Annotated in this window: 14 protein-coding genes and 1 tRNA gene; 11 read left to right on the top strand and 4 right to left on the bottom strand. The window is 58.8% G+C overall.

From position 1 onward, the window contains the following. Positions 1-19: 19 nt before the first annotated feature. A complete protein-coding gene (locus ACYVIT_RS18525; protein ID WP_415806735.1) occupies positions 20-919 on the bottom strand; it encodes a LysR family transcriptional regulator in 900 nt (299 codons plus the stop codon). 76 nt (positions 920-995) lie between these two features. Between ACYVIT_RS18525 and ACYVIT_RS18520 the strand changes: the two genes are divergently transcribed. The 8 genes from ACYVIT_RS18520 (at position 996) to ACYVIT_RS18485 (ending at position 8,998) form a co-directional block, all read left to right on the top strand. Beyond that, on the top strand, positions 996-1,895 hold the full coding sequence (locus ACYVIT_RS18520) for an amidohydrolase family protein (protein WP_415806736.1): 900 nt from the start codon (positions 996-998) through the stop codon (positions 1,893-1,895). Further along, on the top strand, positions 1,892-2,482 hold the full coding sequence (locus tag ACYVIT_RS18515) for a hypothetical protein (protein ID WP_415806737.1): 591 nt from the start codon (positions 1,892-1,894) through the stop codon (positions 2,480-2,482). The genes ACYVIT_RS18520 and ACYVIT_RS18515 overlap by 4 nt, the downstream gene beginning before the upstream one ends. A gap of 2 nt (positions 2,483-2,484) precedes the next feature. Then, positions 2,485-3,036 carry a carboxymuconolactone decarboxylase family protein gene (locus ACYVIT_RS18510; RefSeq protein ID WP_415806738.1) on the top strand — a complete coding sequence of 184 codons (552 nt, stop codon included), beginning with the start codon at positions 2,485-2,487 and terminating at the stop codon, positions 3,034-3,036. A 60-nt stretch (positions 3,037-3,096) separates the two neighbouring features. Then, a complete protein-coding gene (locus ACYVIT_RS18505; RefSeq protein WP_415806739.1) occupies positions 3,097-3,897 on the top strand; it encodes an SDR family NAD(P)-dependent oxidoreductase in 801 nt (266 codons plus the stop codon). Beyond that, positions 3,881-4,834, top strand: coding sequence for an SMP-30/gluconolactonase/LRE family protein (locus ACYVIT_RS18500; protein ID WP_415806740.1), 954 nt, complete (start codon positions 3,881-3,883; stop codon positions 4,832-4,834). Before ACYVIT_RS18505 ends, ACYVIT_RS18500 begins: the two co-directional genes overlap by 17 nt. A gap of 70 nt (positions 4,835-4,904) precedes the next feature. Further along, entirely contained in the window at positions 4,905-5,915 is a 1,011-nt protein-coding gene (locus ACYVIT_RS18495; RefSeq protein ID WP_415806741.1) for a Bug family tripartite tricarboxylate transporter substrate binding protein, read from the top strand. Positions 5,916-6,010: 95 nt separating this feature from the next. Next, a complete protein-coding gene (locus ACYVIT_RS18490) occupies positions 6,011-6,466 on the top strand; it encodes a YkgJ family cysteine cluster protein (protein ID WP_415806742.1) in 456 nt (151 codons plus the stop codon). A 198-nt stretch (positions 6,467-6,664) separates the two neighbouring features. Then, entirely contained in the window at positions 6,665-8,998 is a 2,334-nt protein-coding gene (locus tag ACYVIT_RS18485) for an AsmA family protein (protein ID WP_415806744.1), read from the top strand. A gap of 46 nt (positions 8,999-9,044) precedes the next feature. Here ACYVIT_RS18485 and ACYVIT_RS18480 read toward each other — a convergent pair whose 3' ends face one another. After that, a complete protein-coding gene (locus ACYVIT_RS18480) occupies positions 9,045-9,884 on the bottom strand; it encodes an NAD-dependent epimerase/dehydratase family protein (protein WP_415806745.1) in 840 nt (279 codons plus the stop codon). A gap of 305 nt (positions 9,885-10,189) precedes the next feature. Here ACYVIT_RS18480 and ACYVIT_RS18475 point away from each other — a divergent pair. After that, positions 10,190-10,265, top strand: a tRNA-Lys gene (locus tag ACYVIT_RS18475). Positions 10,266-10,404: 139 nt separating this feature from the next. Here the strand turns inward: ACYVIT_RS18475 and ACYVIT_RS18470 are convergent. Beyond that, positions 10,405-11,424 (bottom strand): helix-turn-helix domain-containing protein, encoded by a 1,020-nt coding sequence (locus ACYVIT_RS18470; protein WP_415806746.1) that lies wholly within the window; start codon positions 11,422-11,424, stop codon positions 10,405-10,407. 109 nt (positions 11,425-11,533) lie between these two features. On the opposite strand from ACYVIT_RS18470, the gene ACYVIT_RS18465 reads away from it, so the two are divergent. Both ACYVIT_RS18465 and ACYVIT_RS18460 read left to right on the top strand, forming a co-directional pair. Then, positions 11,534-12,172, top strand: coding sequence for a hydrolase (locus ACYVIT_RS18465; RefSeq protein ID WP_415806747.1), 639 nt, complete (start codon positions 11,534-11,536; stop codon positions 12,170-12,172). A gap of 31 nt (positions 12,173-12,203) precedes the next feature. Further along, positions 12,204-12,500 (top strand): putative quinol monooxygenase, encoded by a 297-nt coding sequence (locus tag ACYVIT_RS18460; RefSeq protein ID WP_415806748.1) that lies wholly within the window; start codon positions 12,204-12,206, stop codon positions 12,498-12,500. Positions 12,501-12,538: 38 nt separating this feature from the next. Here the strand turns inward: ACYVIT_RS18460 and ACYVIT_RS18455 are convergent, their stop codons facing one another. After that, on the bottom strand, positions 12,539-13,408 hold the full coding sequence (locus tag ACYVIT_RS18455; RefSeq protein ID WP_415806749.1) for a LysR family transcriptional regulator: 870 nt from the start codon (positions 13,406-13,408) through the stop codon (positions 12,539-12,541). Positions 13,409-13,432: the final 24 nt, after the last annotated feature.

Genomic DNA, 13,432 nt, shown 5'->3' with positions numbered 1-13,432 from the left:
TTTATTTCCTGAGAGGCGGTCATGCAAACAGTTGCCGGATATCAAGATCCCGGATGATGTTCGCGGTGGATTCGACCAGCGGGGGGAGCGTCTGACGGTCAGGCGTGGCCAAGGTCAGATTATTCATAATGACGGGATCGGTAATGCTCGAGCAGACCAGATCGTCGCGTCCTTGGATATCGTGTAACGCCGATCTCGGCAGTATGGTGTACAAGCTGTCCTGGGTCATGGTTTCCAGAATGGTGTGCACAACGTCGACCTCGGCGACGATGTCCAACGATACATTGAGCTCGCGGCATGTTTTCTCGACCAGTGCCCGGATGGTGTTCGGAGCGCTGGGCAATACCAGGGGATAGCGGCCCAGATCACGTGCGCGAACGCTGGGGGGCGGGGCAGGCCTGCACGATCTGGTGTAGGCCAGGACAAGATCCTCGCGATACACCGACTGATAGCGCACCAGCGTCGAGGGAGGCGGGTCGTACAGCAGCGCCAAGTCGACGCGGTCTTTGACCAGCCATTCGTTCATTTCCAGGCTCAGGCCCTCTGCCAACGTCAATGCGGCCGTGGGATGTTTTCGGCGAAACGCTTGCATGATGTGGGGAGCCAAGCGACGCGCTACGCGATGCGGCATGGCGAGACGGACCTTGTCCTGCGAGATCGAGGCAAAGGCACGCATATCCTGTTTTGCATGTTGAGCCAGATCATCCAGCGCCTGCGCGTGCGCCAGAAAACGCAACCCGGCAGGTGTAGGAGCCACGCCGCGGCCGGTGCGGATCAATAAATGATGGCGCAGCTCCGCCTCCAGCAACTGAATCTGCCGGCTGAGCGAGGGTTGTGACAGTCCCAGCACCTCGGCGGCGCGGGACAGGCTGCGCATTTCGCAGGCCACGATGAAATAACGGATTTGCTTGAGATCCATAGACACAATGGTATACGTTTTTTCTATATCAGAAGTCCGCTAAGTCTCATTGCCGATGGGGCCTGGACTGCGCATCATGCGAATTCACGACAGCCACCCGATTCCCATGCCCGATTGCGCGCCTCCTCTAGCTCAGATTACGCCTGCCAGCCAAGTATTACCGGCGCAGGCCTGCGATAGCCATTTTCATATCTTTGGGCCAGCCGATGTTTTCCCTTACGCGGTAGATCGGCCCTATACGCCTCCCGATGCGTCTTTTGAACAATTGCGCCGTATGCATCAGCAACTGGGGTTCAGCCGCGGCGTGATCGTTCAGCCGGGTTGTCATGGCTACGACATGTCGGCCACCTTGGACGCGCTGGACAAAGGCGCTGGGCAGTATCGCGCCATTGCGTTGGTGCGACCCACGGTGAGCGAGCGTGAGCTGGCGGATATGGATTCCCGGGGTGTGCGGGGTGTGCGCTACAACTTCGTTGCCCATCTTGCCAATGGGGGCTGGGATGAACTGGCTCAGGTCGCGCCTCGGATCGCTCGGCTCGGCTGGCATGTGTGTATTCATTCCGACCAGGCATCGCTGATGGATCTGTTGCCGCGTCTGAAATGTTTGCCGGTTCCGTTTGTGATCGACCACATGGGACGGGTCGCCGCCTCGCAAGGTGTCGCGAACGACGCGTTTCAGGCCTTGCTGGCATTGCGTGATCACCCCAATGCCTGGATCAAGATTTCCGGGCTCGATCGTGTTTCCAGTCGTGGGAAACGGCCTTTTGCAGATGCCGAACCCTTGGTTGCCGCCTTGTTGGAGACGATGCCGGAACGCTTGCTGTGGGGCACGGATTGGCCGCATCCGAACGTGGCCGGTGATATGCCGGATGACGGCGAGTTGCTCAACACGTTTCTGCGTTTGTGTCCGGATCACGCTATGCAGCGTCAGATATTGGTCGATAACCCCCACACCTTGTATCGATTTGGATTATGAAATCACTGTTGATCAAATTTCCCGATGAGGCGTTAAGTGCGGTCACGGTGCTGGCGCTGCCTGGTGCAAAGCAAGCGAATGTGCGTGTTTATCATGCGGTGGATCACGTTGAAACTTATGTGTGGTGGTCTTGGCCCGCCGAGGGCGCCAGCACGGACTCTCGCTTGAGCACAGACATCGGCAGTTTGCAGGCGGTTTTGCGGCAATCGCATCCTGACGCGCTGATGGTGAGCCTCGCATTGACGACTGACGTTGCGGGTCACTCAGCCGGACAGGCGGCCCCTTGGTTTTACATGGTCGAGACCGACATCCAGTCTGGCGCAGAAACCGATTTTGATCGTTGGTATGAGACTGAGCATCTGCCCGGATTAGCTGCCGTGCCAGGCACGGTGCGGGCACGCCGTTATCTCGCTGAAAACAGTTCGCCGCGCTATTACGCCTGCTATGACCTGGCACAACGCGAAGCCTTTGGGTCGCCTGCCTGGCTGGCGGTGCGCGCGACGTCCTGGAGCGATCGCGTCCGCCCTAATTTCATCAATACCAAGCGCACCATGTTTCATCTGGTGCTAGACCAGGCAGAGGCCTGAATATGCCACGACTGAATCCTCCCGAACTCGAAAACCTGTCCGACCATCAACGCCGCATCTACGACGCGATCGCCTCTGGGCCTCGTGGCAAAGTCCGCGGGCCTCTGGCCATTTGGTTGCATCGCGCTGGCCTGGCAGAGCACGCACAAGCCTTGGGCCAGTATTGCCGCTATGACTCCAGCTTGCCGCCGAGATTGTCTGAGCTGGCCATCTTGACGATGGCGGCGTGGTGGCAGGCATCGTTCGAATGGTGGGCGCATCATCCGATCGCACTGAAAGCCGGGCTGGATGCAGGCATCGCCGAGCAGATTCGCCTGGGTGACGTGCCCGTTTTTACGCAGCCGGACGAGTCGGTGGTGTATCGCTTCGTATGCGAATTGCTGCAGACCCGTCGCGTTCCGGATGCCTTGTATCAAGAGGCGGCAGAGGTATTGGGAACGGACGGTGTCGTCGATCTGGTCGGCATCACCGGCTACTACACCTTGATTTCGATGACGATCAATGTGTTCGAGATCGAGCCGCCGGATGGCAGCACGATCAGCTTTGGACGTTGAGGATAGCCGTTTCTACGCTGCATTCTTTTTTAACGAAAACAACATCATGCGAGACAGATTATGACAGGCCGTTTGCAAGGAAAGGTAGCCATCGTTACGGGCGCGGGCAGCGTGGGTCCGGGTTGGGGCAATGGCCGCGCCATTGCCTATCGATTCGCGCAAGAGGGCGCACAGGTCTTTGCCGTGGATCGCGACGAAAGTGCGATGCAGGAAACCGTTGTACGCGTGCGCGAGGTGGGAGGCCAGATCACGACCTGGTGCGCCGATGTGACGGACTCCGATGCCGTACGCAATATGGTGCAAGCCTGCGTGGATACGTGGGGGCGCGTCGATATCCTGGTCAATAACGTAGGTGGGTCGCGCAAAGGCGGCCCGGTGGCCTTGGACGAAGACGCCTGGGATAGCCAGATCGATTTCAACTTGAAGAGCGTCTACCTCGGTTGCCGCCATGTATTGCCGCAGATGCAGGCTCAAGGCGGCGGCGCCATCGTGAACATTGCATCGACCTCCGGTATCCGCTGGACGGGTTCGGCACAAGTGGGATACGCCAGCGCAAAAGCGGGTGTGATTCAACTTTCCCGTGTGGTGGCGATAGAGCACGCCAAGCAGAATATTCGTTGCAATACGGTGATCCCGGGCCAGATGCATACTCCCATGGTCGAAGTGCGTCTGGCAGGTCAGCGTTCGGGAGGTGATGTAGACGCTTTGCTGGCGCAGCGGCAGTCGCGTATTCCGTTGCCGTTCATGGGTGACGGCATGGATACTGCCAATGCCGCGTTGTTCTTGGCATCGGACGAGGCGCGATTCATTACCGCGACCGAAATCATCGTCGACGGAGGCATGAGTGCACGATGCGATTGAATGGGCGCAGCCCACGCGTTATCCCGACGCGGCGGTGATTTCACTGGACCCCCGTTTCGAGAAATTGGTGTTGCCGTTGGCTGCCATTGAGCGCGTGGCTACGGGCAACCGCTGGGCAGAGGGGCCGGTATGGTTCGGTGATGGACGCTATCTGCTTTGGAGCGATGTGCCGAATGACCGCATCATGCGATGGGATGAGATCAGTCAGCAAACGCACGTCTGGCGTCACACCTCGGGCTATGCGAATGGCAACACGCGTGATCGCCAAGGCCGCCTGATTACCTGCGAACATCTGGGCCGCCGTGTGACGCGCACAGAGCATGATGGCCGAATCACGGTACTGGCCGATCGCTATCACGGCAAACGCCTGAATTCACCTAATGATGTGGTGGTGAAGTCCGATGGTTCGATTTGGTTTACCGATCCCCCCTTTGGCATTATCGGCTATTACCAGGGTGAGAAAGCCGAACAGGAGCTGCAAGCGGCGATCTATCGTATCAGCCCCGATGGTCAAGAAATCCGCTTGATGTGCGACACCGTGCAGGGTCCCAACGGACTGGCATTTTCACCCGACGAACGGCATTTGTACGTGATCGAATCGCGCTCGCGGCCGCGCAATATCGTGGTGTTCGATGTGGCGAGCGATGGCCTCAGCCTGAGTCCGCCCCGCGTGCTGTTTGACGCTGGCGACGGAACACCTGACGGTTTTCGCGTGGATATAGAAGGCAACCTGTGGTGTGGCTGGGGGATGGGCTGCGCCGAGTTGGATGGCGTACGCGTGTTTTCCCCGCAGGGTGAATTGCTCGGGCGTATCGCGTTGCCTGAGCGTTGCGCCAATCTGTGTTTCGGCGGCAAGCATCGCAACCGGTTGTTCATGGCGTCGTGCACGTCGATCTATTCCTTATTCGTTAATACCCAGGGCGCTACTGCTTTGTAGGTTCAACGTTGTTTTGCAGCTCTCGGCGTGGCTGGTCGAGCTGCACCCCATAATCAGACAGGAGACAGTCATGTTTCATTTACTCTACGCAGGCGTGGCCAAACGCCTGAGCGCGGCGCATCTGCCCATATCCCATTTATTCAAGTATGTCGCGGCTGCCGTATTAGGTGTTGCCGCTGTCGGTGCGCAGGCACAAACCAGCACGAGTCTGGTGATCGCCTTTCCGGCAGGCGGCCCCGCAGATTCTCTGGCTCGTATTGTCGCGGCGCAGCTGGAAAAAGAATTGAAGCATCCCGTTCTGGTCGAGAACAAGCCCGGTGGAAACGGTGCCATCGCCGCGTCGTACGTGGCGCGTGCACGCCCTGATGGCCAGACCTTGTTCTTGAGCTCTGTTGGCGCGATTTCCATCAACCCTGCGCTGTATCCGAAGCTGATTTACGATCCCGTCAAGGACTTCGCGCCTGTATCGTTGCTGGTTTCCGTGCCGGAGGTATTGGTGGTCGGTGCAAAGAGTCCGTATGCTGACGCACAGGCATTCGTGGCAAAGGTCAAGAGCGACGGCCTGTCGATGGCATCGTCCGGTGTGGGCAGCATGCCGCACATGGCTGTCGCCCAGCTCAAGCTCTCGACAAAGGGCAAGATTCTGCATGTGCCGTACAAGGGCGCTGCACCTGCCATTACTGACACCATCGGCGGACAAGTGGATGGATTCATTGGCGACGTTTCCGGGCTGATGCCGCACATTCAGTCCGGTAAAGCGAAAGCGCTGGCGATTGCTGCGCCCAAGCGTTCCAGTGTGCTGCCCGATGTGCCGACATTTGATGAGCTGGGCATTCCTGATGTTTACGCCAATAACTGGTACGGCGTGTTTGCGCCGAAGGGCACGCCAGCCGATACCGTCGCTGCGCTGAATACCGTTTTGGCCAATGTTCTCAAGACCTCCGAGTTAAAAGCCTATGCCGAGTCCACAGGCGTCGAGCTGTCGCCGACGACCCCTCAGGCGTTTGCCGATCTGATGCGCGACGACACCAAAAAGTGGGGCGACTTGATACGGGCCGAAGGAATCACCGTCGACAACTGAGTCGCCCGTATCGATGGGGAGGTTGCCTCTTGAAATTGGCCAAGCCGCTGGCTACACTGCCGGCCGTTCCTTGGCCTTTTCTGGCGCCTTCCATCATGACCCGGCTACAGCCGAATCCCGTCGAGCTTATTGCTCCCGCCACGCTAGGTGGCGATGATGCCAATCCCTGCCTGAGTTGCGGCGCCTGTTGTGCGCATTTTCGGGTGTCGTTCTATTGCGGCGAGGTTGCCGGCGAGAACGGCGGCATTGTTCCTTTGGAACTGGTGCGGCCCATCAGTCCTCTGCGGGTGTGCATGGCCGGCACGGAAAAAGGCGGCGGGCGTTGTGTCGCATTGCGCGGAGAACTGGGCCAGCCGGGGATCCATTGCGATATTTACCCGCTGCGGCCCACGCCGTGCCGCGAATTCGAGGTCTGGCAGCCCGATGGGTCGGTCAATCCCGACTGCCAACGTCTGCGAGCCCAGCTCGGTTTACCTCCTATTGCGCCTCGTCCCGACGCCGAAAACGATCCGCAGGGGCCTTTTACCCCTGTCCATCCCGCTGCGGCCTGAAACTTGCTGTGCGGCTATCGTCCACATCATCATTGCAGAGAGCGTGGTTTTTATCTCTTTTTTGGCATGGCCGATTGCGTCTTTTGAACGGATTTAGAAAAATCCGTATACATTCTCTGGCAATGACTCCCTGATCTGCCTATACCCTAGGTAGGAAAGCCGGGCTGCATGAGGCGGGTCAGGCAAAGGAATACAGCCATGACGCGTACGAAGAAGGTACTTATCGGGCTGGGTAGCGTCATCATTGTCCTGGTGGCGGCCCTGGTAGTCGTTATTGCCCTTTTTAATTGGAACTACTTCAAGCCCACCATCAATAACAAGGTCTCTGAGGCAATCGGACGTCCGTTCGCCATCAACGGAGATTTGACGGTGCAGTGGCAACGCCCCGGCGATATGCCCGGCTGGCAGGGCTGGATACCCTGGCCCCATGTGGTGCTGAACGATGTCACCCTAGGCAACCCGCCATGGGGACAGTATCCGGATATGGCCTCGCTCCAACGCGCCGAATTCACACTGTCACCGCTGCCGTTATTGACTCAGCGCGTTGTCATTCGCGAAATCCAGCTGACAGGGCCTCGGGCGAATCTGGAACGCTTGAAGGACGGGCGCACCAACTGGTTATTTACGCTTCCAGAAGGCGACGGACAGCCTTCGAAATGGAAAATCGATATAGACGAAATTGGTTTTGACCGAGGGCAGATCTCATTTCGGGATGAGACCTTGCACGCGGAGATCCTGGGCCAAATCGACCCCTTAGGCAAGCCCATTCCCTACGAAGCCATCGCGGGCAAGGCCAGTACCAGCGGCAAAAAAGAGGACGCAGGCAAAGACGCCAAATCCGCGGCCAAATCCGAGAAAAAGGCAGGCGATAAAGCGGCAGAGGCAAAAGCGGCAGAACCGGCTCCTTCAGCCGCCTTGCCCGCCCAGCAGGCCGCCAGCCAGGGACCTGCGGCCAAGCCCTCGAGCGCTCAGCTGGCTGCGGCGAAGGCCGAGTTGGCTACCAAGCCGCCAGCCAGCGGCGAGGACGGAGCCAACACCGCGCAAGCGACGAGCCAGGCCGCCGTCGCGGTTCCGGATGACTACGTTTTTGGTTGGAAAGTAAAAGGTCGCTACAAGCAACTGCCCCTGAAAGGGGAGGGCAAGATCGGCGGCATGCTGGCAGTCAAAGATCCCAATCGGCCGTTTCCTTTGCAGGCCGACGTCACTATCGGCGACACACATGCCGCCGTGGCCGGTACGTTGACAGACCCCACGAATCTGGGGGCGCTCGATCTGCGCCTGGCCTTGTCGGGCGCCACGATGTCGGACCTGTATCCGCTGATCGGCGTGACCTTGCCAGACACGCCGCGTTACGCCACTGACGGCCGCTTGAGCGCGCGTCTCAAACAGGCTGACGGCGCTACGTTTCGCTATCGCGATTTCAACGGTAAGGTTGGAGCGAGCGATTTGCACGGAGATTTGACATTCAAGTTGGGCGTGCCTCGTCCGAAGCTCACCGGGACATTGAACTCGAATCAGCTGCGCATGCAGGACCTGGGGCCGCTGATCGGCGTTGAACCGAATGCCGGGAAAAAGACCGCTGCCAAAGGCGAGGACAAGTCGAAATCATCAGGGGGTAAAGTCCTGCCTACGCAGCAATTCCGTACCGATCGGTGGCGCGATATGGACGCGGACGTGACATTGACCGCCGGGCGCATCGTCTATGACGAAAAGAAACCGATCTCCAAACTCGACGTGCATCTCGTGCTGGATAACGGCTTGCTCACGCTGGACCCCTTACGCTTTGGCTTTGCCGGCGGCACGATCAACTCCGACCTGAAGCTCGATGGGGGCAAAACCCCTATGACCGGAGACGCAAAGGTCGCCGTACGCGGCTTGCGATTGAAGCAACTATTTCCCAACGTCGAAGCCATGCAGCAGGCCCTGGGCCAATTGAATGGCGACGTGGCGTTGAAGGGCTCGGGCAACTCCGTCGCGGCCTTGCTGGGTACCGCAAGCGGCGATGCGCGGTTATTGGTCAACGATGGTGTCATCAGCAAAGGGCTCATGGAGATTGCGGGCTTGAACGTCGGCAACTACGTGATCAGCAAACTGTTCGGTGACGAAGACGTCAAAATCAATTGTGGCGCGGCAGACCTGAACATGAAGCAGGGCGTCATGACGCCACGGGTGTTTGTCTTTGACACAGAAAATGCCATTGTGCAGATCGAGGGCAACGTCAATTTCAAGGACGAGACGCTTGATTTGGACATCTCGCCTGAAAGCAAAGGCATTCGCTTGTTCTCGCTGCGTTCACCACTGTATGTGAAGGGTACCTTTGCCAATCCCGATGCGGGGGTACAGGTGCTGCCGCTGGCCGCGCGCGGCGCAGGCGCGGTCGCATTGGGCGTGCTGTTGACCCCGGTAGCGAGCTTGTTGGCCCTGGTGGCGCCCAGCTCGGGTGAGGAAGACAAGCCATGCAGCGAAATGATGCAGCAATTGCGCCAACCGGCCAAGGCATCGTCGTCTGAGGGTAAAGCAAAATCCCGATAGCCGCGCTCGACACCAACGTGCCGAACGCGGCTTCTGGGGAGCAGTTTTATTGCGGGTCGAATGGCCCCGCGATGGTGAACTTGCCGCCTTGGAACCTCACCGACGGGTCATCGGGCGGGGGCGCGGGCTGCGACTCGATCTTGTCCCGATAGATCTCCGACGTGTCGCGCGGGGTGTAGCCGAGTCTGGCGGCATAGCGGTTGTCCCACCACACCTTGCGATTGTTCGACATGCCATAGACGACGGTGTGGCCGATGTCCGGCGTATATAGACAACGGTGCAACAGCGCGTCGAAATCGTTCAGGCTGATCCATGTCGCCATCATGCGCCGGTCCGCCGGCTCGGGAAACAGCGAGCCGATACGGATGCTGGCCGTTTCGATCCCATAGCGGTCGAAATACAGCTGCGCCATGTCTTCGCCAAACGATTTGGAGACGCCGTAATAGCCATCGGGGCGGCGCAGGGCATGCGCGTCGATGATCTCGTCTTGCCGGTAAAAACCGGTGACGTGGTTGGAACTGGCGAACACGATGCGTTTGATGCCGTGATGGCGTGCAGCCTCGTACAGGTTGAATACGCCCTTGATGTTGGCCTCGAGGATTTCCTCGAATGGGCGTTCGACGGATACGCCTCCTAGATGCACGATCGCGTCGCAATCGGCTGCCAGCGCGTCAAAGGCGGCACGATCCGAGATGTCGCAAGGAACGGTTTCTTCGTGCGGTGCCGGATTCGTCACCTGAGCCGCCAATGCTGCGGGCAGGTCAGACAAGCGCACGTGCTGTGCATGAGCCGTCAGCAGAGGGCGGATCGCTCGGCCCACGCCTCCAGCGGCGCCAGTCAATAGCAAACGGTTGAACAAACGAGATTGGGCAGGGGGACTGCTCATGATGTTGTCTCCGGTCGCGCAGGCCTGATATCGCTGCGGACAAGGGTAATGGTCGCAGGTGGACTGATTCTTGTATGTCATCGTACAAGTGGGAAGGAATCATCGAACACTGCCTGTTTGCTTGTCAATAGTGATCGGGGGGCGTTCAGCGTAATCCCGGATATATGACGCAGCCGCCGCCCTGTTTTCGTAAGTTATCTGTCAGTTTGCAGGGCTTATGGGGCAGTTTGGTGAGATTTTTAGAACCATGTATAATTTCGCCTCTTGATTGCTTGTGCGCTTTTTTGTGCGCATGCAGCAGTTCAGGGCTGTTAGCTCAGTTGGTAGAGCAGCGGACTCTTAATCCGTAGGTCGAGTGTTCGAGCCACTCACAGCCCACCAAGAATATCAAGCACTTACGCCAATCCTTCGGGATTGGCGTTTTGTTTTTGTGCTGGAATCTTGCCCGAATCCTGACTGAAAAATCCGCTGTTGGGCAGACCTGCTCGGACCTCGGTGGGTGAGTGTCAGGCGGCCATGCCTATGATCGCGTGCGCCGCAATTGTGCGGGCGGATGGCCGTAGCGGGCGCGCATGGTCCTGCTGAAATGCGATTCGTCCGCGAAACCCGCACGGAATCCGATGTCGGCAATAGTCAATGTGTCGAACTGCGGTGAAATCAGCATCCTGTATGCCACGTCGCTTCTGGCAGTGAGCAGCAATGCGCCAAAGGTTTCGCTGCCCGCCGACAAGGCACGGTGCAAGGTGCGAGGGGATATCCCGATGTCGGCGGCAATTTGCGCCGCCGTCAGGCCGATGTCCGTACAGCGCTGGCGTATGGACTCGATGATCCTGCCGCGCAGATCCGCCTGCGTCGACTTCCGCATCTCGCTCCTGCCGACGCCGTCCGTGGCCGAGAGCGTGATAAGCGCGCCCAACTGATCCTCAAGAACGGATGCGGGCAATGGCATTCGGGTCACGTCGAGATGGACCAACTGATCGACGAAGGTGGACAGGACATGTCCCCAGCCTTTGTCTCCACGCAGCCGCTTTCCCACGATGCGGTCCGGATCGGAAAGCCACTTTCGGAGGACGTCGGGGGCAATCGACACGGTGTGGTTGCGAAATCCGTCGGGCAATCGCGACGCATACTCGCGTTCGGTGTCGATGAGGACGAGGTCCGTTGCGTTCAGCTTGATTCGCTGGTCTCTACACTCGAAATCCCAGTTGGTGAGTCCCGCCACCAGATGAAAGGCCCGGTCGCCACTGGCCTTGATGTTCTGCCGCGTGCGGGCCGACTGCTTGGCCGATCCACCGATCGACGCGACACGCAGCCGTCCCAGCGGGCTCACTTGCATGTCCGTTTTGAAACCGCGCGTGTCGCTGCAGCGGGTCGTTACGCTGATGAGATTCTTGCGCACCATTTCGACGTATTGATCGAAGCGGTGATGAACCGGAATGTCATCCGTGTTCCAACGGAAAACAGGGGGCGTTAAGTCACTGGACATGAGTGGTGGACCGATATTGGCACTTTGAGTCATGCGGGTGGCACGCGCAGCCATTGAGCCAAGCTTGGCGTGAGGTCATCATATCACCGGCTACAGACGCAGCGAGCAGGGCGACGAAAGCTTCAAAAAACCATCTTCATCAACCACACAGCAGGAAAGCTCCATGACGAGTGAAACGATCCGCAATTCCCGAACCGACCAGCTTCTGTCGCCGGAGAATTCAGCCCTCATCATCATCGACTATCAGCCGATCCAGGTCTCCTCAATCCGCTCGATGGGGCGCGACGAACTGGTCTTCAATATCACGGGCGTCGCCAAGGCGGCGATCAACTACGGTCTTCCAATCGTCCATTCGACCGTCAATGTCGCGACCGGCCGAAACAAGCCGCCTATCCAGGAACTGCAGGACGTCATCGGCCATTTGCCGACCTACGATCGCACCTCGATCAATAGCTGGGAGGACGTCGAGTTCAAGGAAGCAGTGAAATCGCTTGGCCGGCGCAAGCTGATCATGACGGCACTGTGGACCGAGGCATGCCTGACGTTCCCAGCATTGGACGCAATCCAGGAAGGCTACGAGGTCTACGTGCCGGTCGATGCAGTCGGCGGCACGTCGCCTGCCGCGCATGAGGCGGCGCTGCGCCGCATCGAACAGGCGGGCGGCAGGCTGATCAGCCGCGTGCAGATGTACTGCGAGCTGCAGCGAGATTGGGCGCGCGAGGCGACGGTGCCCGGTTTTATGGATGTGTTCGAGAGCTTTGACGGATTCAATCCCGAAAAAGCAATGGCCCAAGAGGCCTGAGAGCCGCCCCGCTTCGCAAGGAGAAGAGTGAATGAGTGAACTGTTCATGGTCGTAGCCCTGAAGGCCAAGGCCGGCAAGGAGGACCTGCTGCGTCGCGATCTGTCCGCCCTGGTCGAACCCTCGCGCAACGAGGACGGCAATATTCGCTACGACCTGTTTGAAGACCAGACCGAGCCCGGACGCTTTGTATTTGTCGAGGCCTGGTCGTCTCCGGAGGCGCAGCGGCGGCATCACGAGCACGGGCCGCACATCCAGCAGTTTCACGCCAACGGCGTGGGCAACGTCGACAGGACGGAGTTCGCGCACAGATTGAAGCGGATCGTCTGATCGACGCTCCAGCTGCAAGCCTGGTACTGCCATTTTTCTCAACGTCTTGCAACCGTGCCAGCCGGCAGCATCGTATCGGCGATCTCCAGCATTGCACGCAAGCGATCCATGTGCCGAAGGTCGTGATGGTAGCCCACCCATATATCTCTGGTTGGAGGAGGCTCTGGCGTTTCGATGCGCTGCAATCCAGACACTGCATCGCCGAGCGGTCTTGGCAGTACGGCAATGCCCATGCCTCGTAAGCACATTTGTGCCTGAACGGCCCGGCTCGTGCTCGTGAAGACACGCCGTGATCGTGGAAACCTATCGAGCAGCCAGGCAACATCGGGAAAGTGGGATTGCGCCGTATTCATGAGAATAAGCCCCGCTGAAGAGGGATCTGTCTGCATTGCGCGCACGGTTTCGGCCGAGCCATAGAGACCGTATGAAACCGTCATCAGACGGCGCTGCACAATGTCCGGTTCGCTAAAGGGAACGAGCCTGAAGGCCACATCGGCATCTCGACGCGATAGATTGAGTAGCCGGTAGCTGGCGATCACCTCCGGCACAACGGCAGGATGGCGGCGCGTCAATTCGGCCAGGACGGGCGCCAGAACATAGCCGGCAAACCACTCTGCTGAGGATATCCGCAGGATACCTTCGAGCCGTTCGTGGTTGCCTACCAAGCGCCTTTCCATGGACAGAGCGGAATTTTCCATGGATTCCGCCAGGGTCATGACAGAGTCTCCCGCATCTGTCAGGACCAGCCCATCGCCTGTCCTGCGAAAGAGCGGTTGCTCTGCTTCATCTTCAAGCACCTTTATCCGGCGACCTACCGTCGGATGGCTTACACCCAGGCTTCGGGCGGCTGCACCGAAAGATCCTCCGCGGGCTACCGCCAGAAAGATTCGAACATCGCTCCATTCCATGCCATGAACCACCGTTCAAAAATG

It is taken from the genome of Bordetella muralis, assembly GCF_054781015.1.
The sequence above is the reverse complement of the archived record's forward strand: the minus strand, read 5'-3'. Positions and strand labels throughout refer to the sequence as shown.